Origin of the sequence: Natrialba taiwanensis DSM 12281 (assembly GCF_000337595.1) — an archaeon.
In the GTDB taxonomy this organism is placed as follows: Archaea; Halobacteriota; Halobacteria; order Halobacteriales; family Natrialbaceae; genus Natrialba; species Natrialba taiwanensis.
The window spans coordinates 225,168-242,754 of sequence record NZ_AOIL01000009.1; the positions used below are offsets into that span (position 1 = coordinate 225,168).

The 17,587-nt window shown below is 59.8% G+C and carries 14 protein-coding genes and 3 pseudogenes; 6 read left to right on the top strand and 11 right to left on the bottom strand.

The window, feature by feature from the left end:
- Window positions 1-24: 24 nt before the first annotated feature.
- The 6 genes from C484_RS01890 to cbiG form a co-directional block, all read right to left on the bottom strand.
- A complete protein-coding gene (locus C484_RS01890) occupies window positions 25-1,257 on the bottom strand; it encodes a CbiX/SirB N-terminal domain-containing protein (RefSeq protein ID WP_006824288.1) in 1,233 nt (410 codons plus the stop codon).
- A gap of 65 nt (window positions 1,258-1,322) precedes the next feature.
- Window positions 1,323-2,042, bottom strand: a complete 720-nt coding sequence (locus tag C484_RS01895; protein WP_006824289.1) for a hypothetical protein — start codon at window positions 2,040-2,042, stop codon at window positions 1,323-1,325.
- A complete protein-coding gene (locus C484_RS01900) occupies window positions 2,039-2,332 on the bottom strand; it encodes a ferredoxin (protein WP_006824290.1) in 294 nt (97 codons plus the stop codon). Before C484_RS01900 ends, C484_RS01895 begins: the two co-directional genes overlap by 4 nt.
- Window positions 2,333-2,356: 24 nt before the next feature.
- Complete coding sequence (cobJ, locus tag C484_RS01905; protein WP_006824291.1) at window positions 2,357-3,397, bottom strand: precorrin-3B C(17)-methyltransferase; 1,041 nt, start codon at window positions 3,395-3,397, stop codon at window positions 2,357-2,359.
- A 9-nt stretch (window positions 3,398-3,406) separates the two neighbouring features.
- Window positions 3,407-4,291 carry a precorrin-3B C(17)-methyltransferase gene (locus C484_RS01910; protein WP_006824292.1) on the bottom strand — a complete coding sequence of 295 codons (885 nt, stop codon included), beginning with the start codon at window positions 4,289-4,291 and terminating at the stop codon, window positions 3,407-3,409.
- Window positions 4,288-5,310 (bottom strand): cobalt-precorrin 5A hydrolase, encoded by a 1,023-nt coding sequence (cbiG, locus tag C484_RS01915; RefSeq protein WP_006824293.1) that lies wholly within the window; start codon window positions 5,308-5,310, stop codon window positions 4,288-4,290. The genes C484_RS01910 and cbiG overlap by 4 nt, the downstream gene beginning before the upstream one ends.
- A 375-nt stretch (window positions 5,311-5,685) precedes the next feature.
- Here cbiG and C484_RS01920 point away from each other — a divergent pair, with 375 nt between their 5' ends.
- Window positions 5,686-6,774 carry an endonuclease/exonuclease/phosphatase family protein gene (locus C484_RS01920; protein WP_006824294.1) on the top strand — a complete coding sequence of 363 codons (1,089 nt, stop codon included), beginning with the start codon at window positions 5,686-5,688 and terminating at the stop codon, window positions 6,772-6,774.
- A 626-nt stretch (window positions 6,775-7,400) separates the two neighbouring features.
- Here C484_RS01920 and C484_RS24860 read toward each other — a convergent pair.
- The 3 genes and pseudogenes from C484_RS24860 to C484_RS01935 all read right to left on the bottom strand — a co-directional run.
- A pseudogene (locus C484_RS24860) lies at window positions 7,401-7,669 on the bottom strand (SDR family oxidoreductase); the annotation flags it as partial.
- A 19-nt stretch (window positions 7,670-7,688) separates the two neighbouring features.
- Window positions 7,689-8,358 (bottom strand): annotated as a pseudogene (locus C484_RS01930) (helix-turn-helix domain-containing protein).
- Window positions 8,359-8,897: 539 nt separating this feature from the next.
- Window positions 8,898-9,548: an HAD family hydrolase gene (locus tag C484_RS01935; protein WP_006824297.1), complete on the bottom strand. Its 651-nt coding sequence runs from the start codon at window positions 9,546-9,548 to the stop codon at window positions 8,898-8,900.
- A gap of 128 nt (window positions 9,549-9,676) precedes the next feature.
- Here C484_RS01935 and C484_RS01940 point away from each other — a divergent pair, with 128 nt between their 5' ends.
- Entirely contained in the window at window positions 9,677-10,459 is a 783-nt protein-coding gene (locus C484_RS01940) for a helix-turn-helix transcriptional regulator (protein WP_006824298.1), read from the top strand.
- Between the two features lie 335 nt (window positions 10,460-10,794).
- Here C484_RS01940 and C484_RS24120 read toward each other — a convergent pair whose 3' ends face one another.
- Together C484_RS24120 and C484_RS01950 are read right to left on the bottom strand one after the other, a co-directional pair.
- Window positions 10,795-11,526, bottom strand: a complete 732-nt coding sequence (locus tag C484_RS24120; protein ID WP_394295294.1) for a helix-turn-helix domain-containing protein — start codon at window positions 11,524-11,526, stop codon at window positions 10,795-10,797.
- Window positions 11,527-11,789: 263 nt separating this feature from the next.
- Window positions 11,790-12,629 (bottom strand): proline dehydrogenase family protein, encoded by an 840-nt coding sequence (locus C484_RS01950; protein ID WP_006824300.1) that lies wholly within the window; start codon window positions 12,627-12,629, stop codon window positions 11,790-11,792.
- Between the two features lie 234 nt (window positions 12,630-12,863).
- Here C484_RS01950 and C484_RS01955 point away from each other — a divergent pair, with 234 nt between their 5' ends.
- The 4 genes and pseudogenes from C484_RS01955 (at window position 12,864) to C484_RS01970 (ending at window position 17,431) form a co-directional block, all read left to right on the top strand.
- Entirely contained in the window at window positions 12,864-14,330 is a 1,467-nt protein-coding gene (locus tag C484_RS01955; protein ID WP_083867266.1) for a sodium-dependent transporter, read from the top strand.
- 1 nt (window position 14,331) lies between these two features.
- Window positions 14,332-14,655: a hypothetical protein gene (locus C484_RS01960; RefSeq protein ID WP_006824302.1), complete on the top strand. Its 324-nt coding sequence runs from the start codon at window positions 14,332-14,334 to the stop codon at window positions 14,653-14,655.
- Window positions 14,652-15,683, top strand: a complete 1,032-nt coding sequence (locus C484_RS01965) for a proline racemase family protein (protein ID WP_006824303.1) — start codon at window positions 14,652-14,654, stop codon at window positions 15,681-15,683. The genes C484_RS01960 and C484_RS01965 overlap by 4 nt, the downstream gene beginning before the upstream one ends.
- 569 nt (window positions 15,684-16,252) lie before the next feature.
- A pseudogene (locus C484_RS01970) lies at window positions 16,253-17,431 on the top strand (MFS transporter).
- Window positions 17,432-17,587 lie beyond the last annotated feature (156 nt).

The window sequence follows — 17,587 nt, forward strand, 5'->3', positions numbered from 1 at the left end:
GGTATTGGGATGGTATAATCGCGTTCAGAGCGTCTGATCGACGAGATCGCTCACGATGCGGTCCCGTTCGAGGTGGGACGAAACGATGCGTTCGGCGTCGGTGGCGTCGACATCGCCGTACCAGATGCCGTCCGGATAAACCGCGACCATCGGGCCGTCGCCGCACCGCCCCAGACAGGACGAGCGGGTAATGCGTGCGTCACAATGGTCGGAATCGCGGGCCATCTGGCGGAGCCGTTCGAGAACCGTCGGCGACCCCATCTCGGCGCAGGTCCGGTTCGTACAGACCGCGACGTGCTTCCCCGGCGCGTCGTGGGTGTGGGGCTCGTCCGCGACCGACTCCCGGTCGGCGTGTGCCTCCTGGTGGGCCAGCGCGCGGAGCATGGCCCGCGCCCCGCCGACGTCCTCCTCGTAGCCCTCGAGATCGACCTTGTACTTGCAGGTATCACAGGACATCTCGACGCTCCCCGTCCGGGCTTCCTGCCACCGGTCGGCGAACACGTCGAGCAACCGCGAGTCCGTTCCCAGGGGATCGCCGGCCAGCGCGTCGACGTAGGGGTAGTCCGCGTCGAAATCGGCCGTCCGGTCCCGAACGCGCTGGGTAAGAACACCGTCGCCGAGCATGTACGGCAACACGACGACCGCGTCGGGACGGTGCTTTGCCACGCCGTGTACGGTCTCCTCGAGCGTCGGCTCCGTCACGCCGACGAACGTCGCCTCGACGCGGGCGAACTCGCGGCCCTCGTACAGCAATCGTGCGAGTTTGTGCACGTCGCCGTTGGCGTCCGGATCGCTCGAGCCGCGACCGCAGAGAACAACGGCGACATCGTCTTCCGTCCGGTCGACGCCGAGTTCAGCTTCGACGGCCGCAGCCCGGTCGTCGAGGAGGTCGATGATCGCCGGGTGAATTCCCAGGTGTGCACCGTTGTCGATCCGGATATCGAGTTCAGCGCGGGCCTGCTCGAGCGCGAGTGGCACGTCGTTTTTGACGTGGCTCGCGGCGAACAGCGAGCAGTGGACGACCGTCACTCGCGAGGTGACCGTGGCGAGTTCGGCAAGCGCCTCGTCGATCGCCGGTGCGGCGAGTTCGAGGAACGCGGCGTCAACGGGGATATCGAGGCGTGATTCGAGGGCGGCGGCCAGGTTTCGCACCTGGTCGTTCGATTTCTCGCGGCGGGAGCCGTGGCCGATCAGGAGGATGGCCTCGTCGTCGACGGATGGGGGCGTGCCGATGTGGGATTCGTCGGGTGTGCTCATCGTAGCTGGTGTCGTTGCGTCGGGTGGTTCGATACCGGACAGTGGCGGTAGCAGTAGTGGCGGTCCTAGTCGTCGATCGCGGTGGCCTGTTCGAGGCTCCGTTCGAGCTTTCGACGCCGACTCGGCGCGAACAGGCCGGTTTCCTCGCAGTCCTCGTAGAGCCAGGTGCCGAAGGCGGACGCAGCGGCGTCGTCGACCCCGAACCAGTAGCCGCCCGAGGACGTGTCGCCGAGTTCGCCGACGGGTGCGTCGACCGGACACTCGGCGATCAGTTCCCGGACGAGCGCGAGCAGATCGCGGTCCGCGTGGACGAACGAGATGCCGACGGTCCCGCTCGAGGACTTGAAACAGATCGTGCCACAGCCCTCGAGCAGCCCGCGGAGGAGTTCTCGATCGTCGTCCGTGAACGCGCCGAGGCGATAGTTGCCCCGGCCGTCGACGGGAAGACTACGAACGCTGTCCCGTCCGAGGATGGTCCCCTCGTCGGCGGGAATCGAGAGCGTGAACTCTTCCTCGGTCCGGGTGATCGACGCGTCGTGGGCGTACTCACGTGTCGCGGTCTCGCGGTCGAGATTGCCGCCCGCGACGGCCGCGAGCACCTGTACGGATGTCTCATCGGAGGTGACGACCTCGATTCCGTCAGAAGCGACCTCGCCGCTGCCGGCGACGTGCCCCCAGAAGTACGCCGTCGCGGGATGGCCCGCGAGCGGGTCCGCTGGGGATGATATCTCGAGTTCGAACTCGTCGTCGAACGCGGCGTCTGAGTCGGCTTGCGCGTCGCTCATTCGGCCACCTCCTCGGTCGACTCGGCCGCATCGACAGCCTCGACGACGATGGCATCGGTCGGACAGGCCGCAGCGGCCTGTCTGGCCTCGTCGATGCGGTCGTCGTCGAACGTCGCGACGACGCGGTCTGCCGTGTCGGTAACGTCGCCCGCACAGTCGTAGACCGGGTCCGCGTCGGGATCGACCGTCGCGAGGCCGTCCTCGCCCTCGACGAACCGCGGATCGCGGGTCAGACAGGCGAAGATGCCGTCGCAGGCGTCCTTTTCGATCATAACGTCGTATCGTGGCATGGTAGTGGAATCGAACCGCACCGCTCAGTAGTCGTACTTCGTCTCGTACCCACGCGGGGTGACCATCCGATCGTCCCAGACGTAGGTGTCTTCGATCCCGACGACGATCGTCGTCGTCATATCGATGATCTCGCTTTCGCCCAGGTCTTCGAGTTCAGCAAGGTCGGTGATCATCACCTGCTCGTCCTCGCGGCCCGCACCGTGGACGATGCCAACCGGCGTCTCGGGATCGCGGTGAGTCAGCAGAATCTCACAACATTTCTGGAAGTTGTCGCGGCGCTTGCGGCTCCAGGGATTGTAAATCGTGATCGTAAAGTTCTCGCTCGCGACCGCGTGGAGGCGCGACTCGATCTCGGGCATCGGCACGAGGTGATCCGACAGCGACACCGACACCGTGTCGTTGACCAGCGGCGCACCCAGTCGGGCCGCACAGGACTGGGCCGCGGGAACGCCCGGAACCACGTCAAACTCGACCATCGAGGCGGTCGCGCCCTTCGACTCCAGGATCTCGAGCGCCAGTCCGGCCAACGCGTAGACGTTCGGATCGCCGCTGCCGACGATCGCCACGTCGTTGCCCGCCAGCGCGCGGTCGATCGCCTCTTCCGTCCGCGAAACTTCGCCGCACATCGGCGTGTCGTAGAGTTCGTCGGCCGCGGCGGTGATCTCGTCCGGAATGAGGTCGATATAGGTCGTGTACCCGACGATGTGCTCGGCCTCGAGCAGCGCCGTCTTCGCGCGTTCGGTCATCCCCTCCGGCTGACCGGGACCGAGGCCGACGGCCGTCAGCTGGCCGGGCTCGGCGTCGAAGTCCTCGATCGTCGCCCCGACTTCCTGTTCGGTAGAGCCGTCGTCGCTCGAGGCACCGCACGACGATTCCGATGCTGAACTCGAAGTCGAACCCGAACCCGATGCACCACACGCCGAATCGCTCGATGACGTTTCGTCGCTCGACGCACCGTATTTCGAATCCGAACTCGTCGAACTCGAGGCAGACTCCGTCTCGGTCGCGCCGCCACACTTCGATGTCGATTCCTCCACAGCGTCCGCGTTCGTCTCTGAACTCATTGGTATCGATCAGAAATCCTCCACGTCACGCCCGCCGCGCGGGGTGACAAGATACGTTCGGTCGTCGTTACGCCAGGTTTCGGTCTCGTGGGTGCCGATGATCAGCGAGGTCCCCATTCCCGACACCTTCTCGTCGTGGTCAGTCGCCTCGCCGAGCGTCGTGATGAACTCGCTCTCGCCGTTTCGGCCGGCATCGGCGCGGCCCGCGTCGTTGACGATCGCGACGAACGCGTCGTCGGTGCGCTCCTCGCGAACGATCTCGACAGCCTGCTCGTAGTTCCGCCAGCAGTTGTAGAGGACGATCACGAAGTCGCTGATCGCGGCCGCCCGCAGCTTCTCCTCGATCTCGTCCCAGCCGCGCCACTTGTCCGAGAGCGAGACCGTACAGAAGTCGTTACACAGGGGTGCGCCGACGTTCGCCGCCCCGCCCAGTGCCGCGGTGAGGCCGGGAACGATTTCGATGGGAACGTCCGTCGCGTCGTCCTCGTCGGCCATCTTGAAAAGCAGGTCCGACTTGCCGTAGACAGACGGATCGCCGCCCGAAACGTGGGCGACGTCTTTGCCCTCGCGGACGTAATCGAACGCCGCGCGGGCGAGTTCGATCTGTCGGCCCATCGTCGAGCGGACGATCTCCTGCTCGGTGCCGTCCTCGCGCACGGCGATCCCGTCCTCGTCCGTCGCATCCGCTGGGGGAAGCGTCCCGTCGTCCCGGAGGAACTCCTGGTAGAGACTCGACGCGATGACCACATCGGCGGACTCGATAACCCGCTTTGCCTTCGCCGTCATGTGCGCCGGTAGGCCCGGACCGATACCGACGACGTAGAGGGTGCCGTGATCGGCGGGCGTCCCCGCCTCGCCGTCGGCCTCCGAGCTGTGAGCGTCCTCGACGCTCATCGACCGATCGCCACCGTGACCTCGTTCTCGTAGCTCACCTTCTCGAGGACGAGTTCCTGAGCGGCCCCGCCGGCGATCGCGCTCGCTTCAGACACTCCCGGCCAGCCGATCAGTTCCTTCGATTTCGAGGGGGTCGGCCCCTCGTGGTCGAGCAGCGTCTCCTTGTCGAAGGTGACGACGCCAAGATCGAGTTCCTGAGCCGCCTCCAGCAGCCCTTCCTCGTCCGCCTTCCGCGTGGCGGTGCCGATGAACTCGACGTCGTCGAGGTCGTAGTCGGTCCGATCGAGGGCGTCCTCCCAGGCTTCGAGGAACGCCGCCGTATCCGCGCCCGAGACGCTGCCGGTACCGAGGACGACGCCGTCGTCTTTGTTCCGCTTGAGAACGGTCACGTCGTCGCCGACCAGCACGGCGCTTGGCCCCTCGAGTCGCTCGACTGGACCGAGGTTGTCATCGAGCACCGCGAGGTTCGTCTGGACGGTCGAATCACCGTTGACGACGTGGGTGTCCATTGCCTTCGCACGGGACTCGACGCCCTGCTTGCCGGCAGCCTCTGATGCGGTGGTCATCGCCGGCACGGCACCCATGGACGCAAGATCCTGTGCGACCTGATTCGCACCGTGGTGGCCGCCGGTGATCGGAATCGCCCATGTCAACTCCTCGTCGACGACGCAGATCGCGGGATCGTCCCACTTGTCGTCGAGCAAGTGCGCCGTCTTTCGCATCGCGATTCCCGAGGCCATCAGCCCGATGAAACAATCGAACTCGCCCCAGTGCTCCTCGAAGACGTCGCCGTGGTACTCGATGATCTCGATCGTCTCGTACCGATCCGCGAGTTCAGACCGGATCGATTCGGCCGTCTCGAGTTTGCGCTCGAAGGAGATGATCGCGATCTCTTCGGCGACTTCGCCGTCGCTGTCCGGCGTCGAACAGTGTCCGCCGCCAGCGTCGGCATCGGCGTCAGTGTCGGTGTCGGTATCGGTGCCGGTACCGGTATCGTCCGCGTCCGCCCCGGAACTCATCGCCTCCCTCCGTGCGGCTGTCGTCTCGTTCGAACGTTCACGAGACCACCATAGTGTTCCACACTAATACAACCTACGTTTCCCCTATACAATATAGGTTGATCTTGTCTGGGCGTCCATTGGACCGAATACGATCGAAAATCGGCCATCGAATCGTTTCATACGATCCACTGTACCGATTTCCCGGCCAACCGCAGAACGGTCTGCGGTCTCCAGAACTGACTGACAGCAGTCCGTATCAGAACAGAGCGATAGCGTCTCACCTCACGCTTCGGAACATACAGCGTGATACATATCCTAGGTATCAGTAGTTACTACAATATATTACCAATAGCATCTAATATACGTTCCCGTTCGGTATGCGAACCCGCGACCATGACCGATCAGTCACAGTCGACGGTCCGACGGCGAACAGCACTGCAAGCCGGTGTGGCCGGGTTCGGAAGTCTCGTCCTCGGAGTCCCGGAAGCGACAAAATCCGTTCGAGCAGCGTCCGAATCGTACCAGTTCCTCTGGGTGAACTCGTGGCTCACCGACGGCATCGAGGGCGTTCTGGGGGCACCGTCCAATGTCGCGGCGAAACCCCAATATCAGGAACGCGCAGTCGAACTCGGCCACCGGCTCGGTGCGGAGGGGTACGACATCGTCGGGCTCTGCGAGGTGTTCAACGACGAACAGGAGGCGGTCGAAACCGAGTACGCCGCTGCCGCCGGAACCGGGACGGCGATTCCGGGTCCCGAACCGGACGGCGGCGAGAAGGGCGCGGGGCTGCTCGATCTAGTATCCGGCGTTTCCGTGACCGATCAGGCGAAGCTCGAATACGATGCGGAACCGGACGGGAACCTCACGTACGTCGACGCACACGTCGGCAAAGGAGCCCATTACGTCGAGTTGGACGTTGGTGCCGGGAAAATAGACCTCTTTACGACCCACCTCGTGACCGGGTCGCTGCTCCCGTGGGCCAGCGGCGGCGACGAAGACATCCCGGAACTCCGACGCCAGCAGCTCGACGAGCTGAGCGCGTTCGTCGCCGCACAGACTAGTCCGGAAAACGTGACCGTCGTCGCGGGCGATTTCAATATCGCGCCCGACGGCGAGGCGGCCGGGGCGCTCGAGGACTTCGCGGCGACCGCGGGTGTCGCCGACGCGTGGCTCGAGCACGGAACCGGGCCGGGCGGCACGAACGACGACGCGATCAGCAACGGGTGCGCCTTCGATCCGACTACCGCACCGCCGGCGTACTGCCCGCAAGACGATGCGGGCGAGCGGATCGATTACGTCTTCATCGAAGAGCCAACCGCCGAGCACGAGTTCGAAGCACGCGTCGACGGCATCGACCGCCGCGTGTTCTGGCGTGAACTCGCATCGCCAGAGCAGTTCTACGCCGACGACGAGGGTGACGTCCCGAACTACCTGACCGATCACGTCGGCCTCGAACTCTCCCTGTCCGTGACTTCTATCTAAGCCGAAAGAAGGTATCGATCCGTCAACGTGATTCTCGGTTTCGAAATCGGTGGCCAGAGCGTCATCGAGGCCCCGAGATCGCCTTTGAGACTGACGCTTCAAATAAATAGCCGCTAGCGGATCGGCCCGAATAAATCCAATATCGCTATACTGATTCTAAGAAAAGAGTTGCCACAGTTTCGGAGGATGGAGCACTTTTTGGCCATTTCGAGGTAACCGATAGAGCAGGTCGACTACCCAGGTAGAAGTCCAGAATCACTTACTGAACTCTACAGACGCGAGATAATTACCCGAAATCCGCTCTTCGACAGTATTTCCGCTATCAAAACCGTTCGAATGGGGCTATAGAGAGCTAATCGAGTGGGATTTTCTATCGGCCTGTCCTGCTATCAGATGGCGAAATCGGGGAGCTATGAATTTATTTCAGGAGAACGATCCTTGGCATACGTGTCTCGGGAATCCTGAATTAGGTGCCCAGTATTTGCGTACCACTCGTTTCGGTGATGGCAGTCAAGCGCATACACGATCAAATGGGCGTCCTTATCGCTGAAAGGGCCGATGACAATACAGGTGCAGGGGGTGTCCCCATCTGAGAAGTAATGCGAACTATTCTCCATTTGGCATTAGCTCACAATCGAGGAGAGATTGATGACGTGTCCGCTCTTCTGCTCCAGCCTCGTAGGCATGATAGCGCGTGTGAGTGTAATCAGCCCCACGAATATTGACATCGATGGTTGTCGGCAGTGTCTCACAATCTGTATCCAGAGATACGCTAGCGGCATCCAGCACCGTCCACGAGGATATCGATTCGACCATATTCGTCAGTTGCTGTCTCAACAAGGGCGTCGATGTCGTCATCCACCGTACTATGGGTTGGTACGACGAGGACGTCACCGACGGCGGTTGGCGTGATGTTATCTAGAAACCGCGTTTAAGCGGCCTCTCGTCTCTAACGAATCGGTGAGAAGTTGGCGCTCGCCGCGGCGGAGGAGACTCGATAGAGCGGGTTGTGAGATGCCGAGTTCCGCGGCGAGTTCTTCGGCCGTGACTTGACGCGGGCTCTCGTAGTACCCACGAGAGAGTGCGAGGGAGAGCGCCTCCCGCTGTCGCTCGGTGACTCCCTCCTGTGACGAATCATCAGATAGCGACGGATTAGGAGTAATGGATACGAGATCCAGAGAGATACCGTTGTCTTCGCAACTCGCTCGGAAGTCGTTAAATGCCTCGTAGTCTTTGAACAGTTTCGTTTCGTACCATCGGTTCTTACTGATAGTCGCTGATCTCAGTTGCGTGCTGTCGATGTGTTCAGTAGTGAAGGCTTCAGAGACAGAATCCTCGAGTTCAACCGTGAGCTGGTAGATAATCCTGTCGTTCGTCTTGCCGAGGAGAGTTGCCTCCGTTACTTCATCGAGCGCCGAGAGTTCCGCTTCAGAGACGTCGTCGTCGAGGTCAAACTGCACGGTGAACGTCCGAGTGAAGACAGAGTGCGTGAACGCAGTCTACTTCATCGGGTTGCAGTGTCTCCGTGATACTGACGAGAGGGAGCGAGGGCGAACGGAGAACGAGTCCAGTCGTGATATTCATTGTGCATAGCTACGCTCTACGGGCGCTTAAAATTCTGGCAGCCACGGCCCGCGTGTTCGGATAGGCTGTATTTCGCTCTGGCGCAGGGGTGCGACGAACGTCCGCGTCCACGTGGAACTTGATTGAGGAACTCGCTGCGAAGAGTGCCGTTTCGCAACTCTCACTACCCCACCGAGCTGAGCGCCAACTCCGCACCTCTGCACGTGGCCCACAGGGGTACTTAAACATCTTTTACAGATAACATCGAACCCAAGCCGCCCTCGACCTTCGTTTCTGGTGATGTGAGTTACCAACAGAACTGAACGGGATGAACAGGTTGAGAGCGTGCGTTTCCCGAGTACGGGCATGATGCTTGCGGGGTACCTCTACGCCTCGGACAATTCGTCTTCGACGCCGCTTCCAGCCATCGTCATCGGCCACCAGACGACCGCAGTGAAGGAGCAGTCACCGGCCGTGTATCTGCGTTCCGCCGGAGAAACAGGAAGTCCTGCCCCCAAGCAGCTAGTGCTAACTGGCGAATAGGGCAGGGTAGTTCACTCTCACAGTACGTTGTGGAGTTGCCAGAGCGAGGACACCTCATATGTCGGCGCAACGTCGACCTCACTCTCGGCCAGGCACTCACGTCGTAGCAGTACAGAGTCGATATCGGCGTTATCAGCCGCCTTGACATCGATCTGCCGATCACCGACGTACAAAGCGGTCTCGGCACCCAACGTCTCCATCGCGGCCTGAACGTTATGCGGGTTGGGCTTCTGATGTTCCAGCCCTGACGGCGTGAACCGACAACCTCTCACCGTCCCGAAGTAGCTGGTCAGGTTGAACCGTCGCAGGAGGAACGAGAGCACGCGCGGGTGGTTGTCACTAACTATACCCATTGGATAATTCAATTTCTGAATAGCGGCGACATCATCATACACAGAGCGGAGCCCCGACTGGAGCTCGGTTAGTTGTGCCCGAACTCCTTCGCGGGCGGCCTCGGCACAGAAGGTATCGCGCTCGACTCCGGCCGACCGGCAGCGCTCGGTGATGGACGAAAGATTACCCCGGAGGAAGTCGGTGACTATGTGTTCGGGCGGATCGGACAGTTCGAATCGTCGTTGGACGCGGCGCATCGCCTCTGTCATGACCGCCTTGTCGGGCATTTCTACGATGACACCGTCACAGTCGAACAATACCGCGTCGTAGCTCATCGTAAACGGAGAATGGTGCGTCGAATCTATAACGCTACTTGGTGGGATGCGCTCGGAGGGTGAGCGATGCTCACGGTGTGAATACGACGTACCGAAACGCAAAAGTGTCGCCCCACTTATGACAGAGCATGGATGGTTCTGGCGAGAGCGCGCTGGAACGACTCGAGTTCCTGATCGCATCTCCGAATCGGTACCGACTACTACGGTCGCTCTCGGAAAGTGCGGCGTCGCCTGACGTACTTGGCGAGGAGCTCGACATACCACGGTCAACGCTTCGACGGAACCTCACTGTCCTTGAGAACCAGGGGTACATCTCCCAAGTCGTTACGGAGAATCGATACGAGGTCACCATAGCCGGAGAAATCGCGTCCGAAGCGGTCGAAAACGCGCTCTCGACGATCGAATTTGGGGCCTCGATCGGCCCCTTCTTCGAGCGGTTCCCGGCTGAACTTCCAATCAGTCTGGACGCGCTCACGTCGTGCGACATAACGATATCGACGACCGACACCCCGTTCGAGCCGCTCTACCACGTTCGCCGGAACGTGATGGGAGCGACCTGCGTCAGGGGATTCGTGCCGACCATCAATCCGCTCTACATCGACACACTTCACGAGTGCATTGCTGAGGACCTGACACTCGAGGTCGTCGCACCTCCATCGGGGTACGAATCTGCGAGCCCTGATTACGATGAGACGCTCGCCGCGATTGGTGCGTCTGAAAACATCACGCTCTACGAATCGGATTCGGTACCAGGGTACGCGCTCGGAATTGTCGACGGGATGGTCCTACTCGGGACATTCGACGAACGAATGCGAACTCATTCGGTGATAGCAGCACCATCGCAATCGGAACTCCGACGATGGGCAACGGAGAGCTACGACGAGATCAAGGCGACCGCCACACCGCGCTAAGGTACCTCCACTCCAAAGACTTAGAAAGTTGGTCTTCTCCGCGTCGAGGCGCTGTTCACTCCATTTCGAAGAGATGTCGCATTCTTCGAGTTGGAACACAGGGTCAGGAGCGGAGATGCCTTGTTCACGGGTGAAATTGAGGGGTTCCTCGGTGGCTGTCCGCATGCATTCACGCTGTATGTCGGTGAACTCTTTGTTCCCCATCTCCCAGAGCCGCGACTGGCTCGGCGCTCCGCTCGTGGTTGCGCAATGCACTCCACTCGATCGACCGAACGCGAGAGGCGTCAATCGAGAAAGCAGGTCTTATCGAGTTCAGGGCAGTATCCGACCGCCCATCACTCTTGGTCCAGCAGCTTCGCCTCTGCTTTTCGGAGATGTTCCAACAGTGTCGTCTTCGAAATGTCGGTCTTTTTCGCGAGTTCTTTCGTGGTGATTCCCCGGGGCCAGGCGTAGTAATCGTGGGTACAGGCGAGTTCAAATACCTCTCGCTGACGCTCTGAAAGCGTCTCTTGGTTCGGCTGAGAGTGACTACGATTCGACGATACCACTCTGCGGACGGAGACATCTGCATCTTTCTCCTCGCGAAGCGAGTCGAGACGCGCATTGAGATCTTCTCGATCCCCCGTGGCGACGACAGGCCAGTATTCACGGCCGTCACGAACGCGGACGGGAGCGTCGTGTATGAACCCGTGTGAAAGCAACGCGTCGCTCATCGTGTTCCGGTGATCGTACTCGACGAAAAGTTCGCACGACGCGTTCCCGTAGTTTGTCGCTCTCCCGGTAAAGTCGTGGCAGCGTTCGAACTCCATCACTGACTGCGTATGCTCGGATTGCTCGGCAGCCGCAACTAGTTTTTTGACTTCTTGTGTGGTGTCCGCGTAGGCGGTGAAATGACCGCGGACAAGCGACTCCGCTGATCGGGATTCATCGGCGGAGGGTGCCTTGTATACCGTGTGGGCGATTAAATCCGCATCTGCTTGTGCTGTTACCTCAAGCGTCCAACAATTTGGATGCCAAATGTCGAGCGTGAGACTGGTTGTGTCTTCCGTTCTGTATTCAGTTGCCATTACGAAGCCTGTAAATGGGTTAGAAAGAAGATATATAAAACCAACCCCGACTATGAACGGTGGTGGAAACGAGATTGCTGATTCCATCGGCGGGTGCTCCGTCTTCCGGGTGCCACGCGATGAAGCCGGATCTGTCTGCGGCCAAAGCGGGGTCGACCGCTCGGTGCGTCGCCGACAGATTCCCCATACTACCCGGTGTGTCTGCAAAGTTCGGCCAGCCAGACGAGACGGTTCGTCACAACTGACCGAATAGGCGACCCATCTCAGGATGTAAGGACGGCTCGGGCCGCAAACAACAGGTTCTCTTTGCGCTCACGAACTCGTCTGTAGAAGTACGACGCCCACTTGTTCCCGTACGGGATGTACTGATTGACCTCGTACCCCTCTCGAGCGAGTTCGCGTTGGGCCTCCGTTCGAACGCCCATCAGCATTTGTATCTCGAAGTCGGTTTTGTACCGCTCTCGAAGTTCTTTCGCGTAGTCGATCATTTCGGGATCGTGGCTCCCAACGGCGATTCCGCTGTTGAACGTCTGGAACATGTACTCAAGGTGGCTCTTATACGCTTCGTTGACATGCTTTTTCTGTTGGTATGCGACATCCGACGGTTCATCGTAGGCACCCTTGACGAGCCGAACCTTGCCGGGAACCTCAGCGAGGCGTTCGAGATCGTCGGCCGTCCGTTTGAGGTTGGCCTGCACGCAGAGTCCAACGCCACCCCCGTATCTGGAGGCGGACTGCGTGTACGCGTCGAGGGTTACGTCGGTCGTCGTGTAATCTTCCATATCGACCCAGACAAACACGTTCTTTTCATCGGCCGTGCTCAGTATCCGTACGAGGTTGTCCTCGAACACCTCATCTCCAGCATCGAGTCCAATCTGAGAGGGTTTGACCGAGATGGATGCGGTGAGTTCCGTCTTCTCGAGTTGAGCGATGAGATTCAGATACTTGCTCACGTCCTCGTCCGCAGCGTCTCGGGTTTGGTAGTGCTCGCCGAGTACGTTCAGTATGCCGCCGATACCGTTTCGGTTGAGGTCGGCCACGTGATCGAGTGACTCGTTCGCAGATTCGCCGGCAACAAAACGTCTCGCTATAGGAGGTATCATTCTTCGCAATATCGATACCCACCGGTACTAAGTTCAGTACCTACCAAACAATTCGCGTTCATAATAGTAGGAATATAAATATATTATGGACCAGGTTGACGATTCACTACTGATAACAGGGCCAGTGGATCGTAGCCCTCATACTGAGAGACGATAGAGTGTATATCAAAGAACCCAACCATAGTAGGGGAGTAATATAACTTCCATCTATACCACGGGTTGGGTAGGGTTATCATGACTGATTCAGAGGCGAGAACAGCGAGAGAAGAGTGGGGAAGCCGATTCGGCTTCCTTATGGCGATGGTCGGGGCGATGGTCGGAGCGGGAAACATCTGGCGGATGCCGTTTACGACGGGGCAGAACGGTGGCGGCGCGTTCCTCGTCGCGTACATTCTTCTGTTGTACGTCATTGCCGTTCCCGGTCTGATGGCCGAGACGATGGTCGGTCGGTACACGAACACCGGGGTTATCGGATCGTTCAGACAAGTTCTCCAGAGTAAGCGAGGTCAGGGACTCGGTCTCGTCGTCCTCATCGTCAACGTGGCGCTGATGTCCTACTACGCGCCGATTATCGCATGGGCACTCTACTACACTGTCCACTCGGTGCTCTTGACGTTCACTCAACCGGGCTTCCAGCCGCAGGCGTTCTGGGAGGGATTCATTTCCAACCCCGCGCTCGTCATCGGGATGCACACGCTGACCATGGCCGGGCTCGCCGGTGTTCTCGTCTTCGGAATCCGGCGCGGTATTGAGCGCGTGGTAAAATGGATGATCCCGCTCCTGGTCATCGCGCTTATCGCGGTCGGGATACGTGGCGTCACCCTCCCCGGTGGGATGGAGGGACTGGCGTTCGTCTTCACCCCCGAATGGGGATCCCTCACTCGCGGAAGCACATGGGTTGCAGCACTCAGCCAAGCACTGTTCTCGACGGGATTAGGATGGGGTATCGCACTCACCTACGGAAGCTATCTCGGGCGGTACGACGATGTTCCGCTCGGGGGCGGTCTATTCACTGCAGTCGGAAACACGAGTATCGGTCTACTGGCGGTATTCGCAACGTTCCCCGTCGTCTTCGCGTTCGGACTCGAACCAAGCGCAGGATCTAACTTGCTGTTCATCTCGATGGCCGAGGTATTCCCGGAATTGCCCGGCGGAGCGGCGTGGGCCATCGTGTTCTTCGCTTCATTCTTCTTTGCAACGTTCACGTCCGGTCTCGGTATCACCGAGGTCGGCGTAACGACTGTTTCCGAAGAAACAGATCTTTCGCGAACCGGCTCGGTGCTCGCGGTCTGTGGAGTCATCTGGCTGCTCGGACTCCCGAGTGCCTACTCGTCGTCGTTCCTCGACCAGATGGACTTCATGTTCGGCACCTTCGGCCTCCCGCTGGCGACGCTCTCGATCATCGTGCTCGTCGCGTGGAAAATCGGTCCTGAATGTGCCCGCGTTATCGACCTCAATCGCAATACGGGCATCTACGTCGGTCGATGGTGGAACCCGGTCGTCAAGTACGTCATCCCGGCCGTGATGATATTCATCCTCGGATACGGAGTCGTCTCGAGTATCGGCACCGAGAACCAGACCTTGATGATACTGGGCATCGCATTCATGGTTGTACTCACCGTTGTGAGTACTGCTGTGATGAGCATCATCGGAGAGGCGTCTACTGGGTCTGTAGAACTCGCCTCAGACGGGGGTGACTGAGATGGCGCTCTCGACTGTCGCATGGGTGACGATGCTCCTCGCAATACTTGCACTCCCCGGCGTCGCAAGCGTCGTCCTCGTCAGGTCACTCCGCACCGAAGGGCGAAAACTGACGCTGCTCAGAGAACAGGGGAATCTCGATAGCTACTCGCCGCAAGCACTGAGAGAACTCCGCGAATGGATTCAGACGAACCCGAACAATCCGTACGTGGCTGATGCTCGGCAGCGATACAACGAGTGCGTGCGAACGCTCAGGGAGATCGACGACCCGTACTACGACTGGTCCGACGAACAGATCGAGGAACTGGAGGTAATCGAAGAATGACGTCCGACAACGATTTCGACGACACGCATGTGGACGCGTCGTTCACGACGATCGATACACACACGGCGGGCGAACCGACGCGCATCCTCCTCGATGGCCTCGACCGGTCAACGCTCGACGGCGAGAGCGTTCGAGCGAAGCGCAAATCGTTCGCCGAGGAGTACGACTGGGTTCGCAAACTGCTGATGAAAGAACCACGGGGCCACGACGATATGTTCGGTGCGGTCATCGTCGACCCGTGCGATGATACCGCGGACCTCGGCGTGTTCTTCATGGACAGCAAGGGGTACCTGGACATGTGCGGTCACGGGACGATCGGCGTCGTCTCTGCGCTTATCGAGCACGGACACCTGTCTGCCGAACCAACGATCCATGTGGAGACGCCGGCAGGCGTCGTCGAAGCGACGCCCCAGTACGCCGAGGGAGGCGTCGAACGAGTCACGATCCAGAACGTCACGTCGTTCGTCTACGATGCGGCGACAGTCCCCGTCTCGTTTCTGGATTCGCCGCTTCGGGTTGACATCGTCTACGCCGGGAACTTCTTCGCGCTCGTCGACAGTGAACAACTCGGCGTCTCGGTCGATACCACCCGAACAGACGACTTCGTGAACTGGGGGCTCGAAATCCGGGACGCCGTCAACGATGAACTCGATATCGTGCATCCGTTCTCCGGTGAACCCGATAGCGTGTCCATTACCGAAATATACGAGTCTTCCGACGATGCCGATCGCAGCATCGTTATCTTCGGCGGCGGCCAGGTGGATCGCTCTCCGTGCGGGACCGGGACGTGTGCGAAGATGACGCTCTTGTACGAGAGTGGACGACTCGCTGTTGACGAACCGTACATCCACGAGAGCGTCATCGGAACGCGGTTCGAGGGCCGAATCATCGAAACGAAAGAGCGGGAGGGAATCACCCTGACGGTCCCGACAGTAACCGGGACCGCTCGAATCACAGGCAAGCACACGTTCATCAAAGACCACAGAGACTCGATAACCAGCCTGAGCATCGCTTCGGACGAGGAATAGGTACCGTTCGTCCTGTTGCTCATTGAAGAGTACAGTTGCACGCTCACCCGGTACTCATCAAGACGCTCCATCTTGCCGATCACCGCTCAGTACGTGGTCCTTGCCGATCACCGCTCAGTACGTGGTCCTGTGCTCAACGAGACCGCGACCGCCAACGGACTGTTGGAAGTCAGTTCCAGAGCAACAGCGAANCTTGCCGATCACCGCTCAGTACGTGGTCCTGTGCTCAACGAGACCGCGACCGCCAACGGACTGTTGGAAGTCAGTTCCAGAGCAACAGCGAACCATCCTGCGGGTTCGCCGGAAAAACGGTACAGCAAACCGTCTCAGTCGTGAGAGCACCGCGTAACTGCACCCGATTAGTAATCGCGACGAAAATGTTCTATGTGCGAACTCGTCTCTCTCATCGAAGAACGGGACACCACGGTTCGTTTACATCCACAGAGGCGTGATACATCTTCAGTATAGCCCCTCACGGGCGGGATATGAGAATACATTCCCGTGGTATTCTAGGCACATCACATAAAATAACCGATAGGTTATTGAGGCGTGCGAGTCCCCTGACTTGTATGGGTCTTCGACCAGATATTCACCCGGCCGTTCTTGCAACGGCGCTTGCAACCTTCGTCTCCTTCCTCGGAGTCGGGATTGTTGATCCGATTCTACCCAGTATCGCACACGAGATGGGAGCATCCCATTTCATGGTGGAGTTGCTTTTCACGAGCTACCTGCTGGTAATGGGCCTCGCCATGCTGTTCTCGGGCGCGCTCGCTACCCGAATCGGGAGTAAAAAGACGATGCTCCTCGGACTCGCGACCGTCGGTGTTTTCGCGGGGGCGTGCGCGCTCGCATCGTCAGTCGAGGCCCTCGCGGTCCTGCGCGGCTTTTGAGGGTTGGGGAACGCGCTGTTCACCACGACGGCGCTCGCAATCATCGTCGGCGTCGCAGCCGGAAACAGTACGCGTGCCATCACGCTCTACGAAGCGTCGCTTGGCTTCGGCATCGCCTGCGGGCCGCTTCTCGGCGGCCTGCTCGGCGCCCAATCGTGGCGACTGCCGTTCGCGGGGACCAGCATCCTGATGCTTATCGCGTTCGGATTCGTCATCGTCACGGTAACCGAACCGAAAGCGGAACGCAAGCAAGGCGTCCGTGATGTCGTCGGTACGTTCCACCACACGGATGTTCTTACGAACGCAGTAGTCGGCCTCCTCTACACGTACGGCTTCTTCACGTTACTCGCGTACACGCCGCTCATCCTGGATCTCACCACGTTCCAACTCGGTATCGTGTTCTTCGCGTGGGGGATGTTAGTGATCGTCGGCTCGGCCGTCCTCTCGCCCCGCCTGAACCGACGGTTCGGGACGGCCGAAGTCTCCGCCGGCGCACTCGTCGTCTTCGCGGGTATTCTGTGCACAATGGGACTCACGAACGGCGGTACCGAGATGCTCGCCGGACTCGTCATCGTTGCCGGCGTCTTCTGTGGACTCCTGAACGCAAACCTGACGACGCTCGCGATGGGGGTTTCATCCCACGGGCGGTCCATCGCCTCGGGGGCGTTCAACAGTCTTCGGTTCATCGGCGGAGCGTTCGCACCGATTACGGCCGGGTATCTCGGCCAGCAGTACGGCACGACAGTTCCGTATCTGCTCGGAGCGCTCGTCGTCGCCAGCGGATTCATTGTCCTCCTGATTCGGTTCGGGTTCGGAGGGCTCCGACTCACCGAATCGACACACCAAACCGGTCACTGATTTGACCCGGTCTCGTTACTTTCGCACACTGCACGATCCACCGGTATTTTTGACGCGCTTGGCTTCACGGCAGTGCACTCTATATCGCTCTATAGGGTTTATCGCTGAGTTCATCAGCGGAGTTGAGACCAGCGGTCTCACGGCCTGTCATACGGG

Bases quoted from the DNA above. Each gene is read 5' to 3' on its own strand.
- C484_RS01890 (WP_006824288.1), bottom strand. From the start codon at position 1,257: ATGAGCACACCCGACGAATCCCACATCGGCACGCCCCCATCCGTCGAC.
- C484_RS01895 (WP_006824289.1), bottom strand. From the start codon at position 2,042: ATGAGCGACGCGCAAGCCGACTCAGACGCCGCGTTCGACGACGAGTTC.
- C484_RS01900 (WP_006824290.1), bottom strand. From the start codon at position 2,332: ATGCCACGATACGACGTTATGATCGAAAAGGACGCCTGCGACGGCATC.
- cobJ (WP_006824291.1), bottom strand. From the start codon at position 3,397: ATGAGTTCAGAGACGAACGCGGACGCTGTGGAGGAATCGACATCGAAG.
- C484_RS01910 (WP_006824292.1), bottom strand. From the start codon at position 4,291: ATGAGCGTCGAGGACGCTCACAGCTCGGAGGCCGACGGCGAGGCGGGG.
- cbiG (WP_006824293.1), bottom strand. From the start codon at position 5,310: ATGAGTTCCGGGGCGGACGCGGACGATACCGGTACCGGCACCGATACC.
- C484_RS01920 (WP_006824294.1), top strand. From the start codon at position 5,686: ATGACCGATCAGTCACAGTCGACGGTCCGACGGCGAACAGCACTGCAA.
- C484_RS01935 (WP_006824297.1), bottom strand. From the start codon at position 9,548: ATGAGCTACGACGCGGTATTGTTCGACTGTGACGGTGTCATCGTAGAA.
- C484_RS01940 (WP_006824298.1), top strand. From the start codon at position 9,677: ATGGATGGTTCTGGCGAGAGCGCGCTGGAACGACTCGAGTTCCTGATC.
- C484_RS24120 (WP_394295294.1), bottom strand. From the start codon at position 11,526: ATGGCAACTGAATACAGAACGGAAGACACAACCAGTCTCACGCTCGAC.
- C484_RS01950 (WP_006824300.1), bottom strand. From the start codon at position 12,629: ATGATACCTCCTATAGCGAGACGTTTTGTTGCCGGCGAATCTGCGAAC.
- C484_RS01955 (WP_083867266.1), top strand. From the start codon at position 12,864: ATGACTGATTCAGAGGCGAGAACAGCGAGAGAAGAGTGGGGAAGCCGA.
- C484_RS01960 (WP_006824302.1), top strand. From the start codon at position 14,332: ATGGCGCTCTCGACTGTCGCATGGGTGACGATGCTCCTCGCAATACTT.
- C484_RS01965 (WP_006824303.1), top strand. From the start codon at position 14,652: ATGACGTCCGACAACGATTTCGACGACACGCATGTGGACGCGTCGTTC.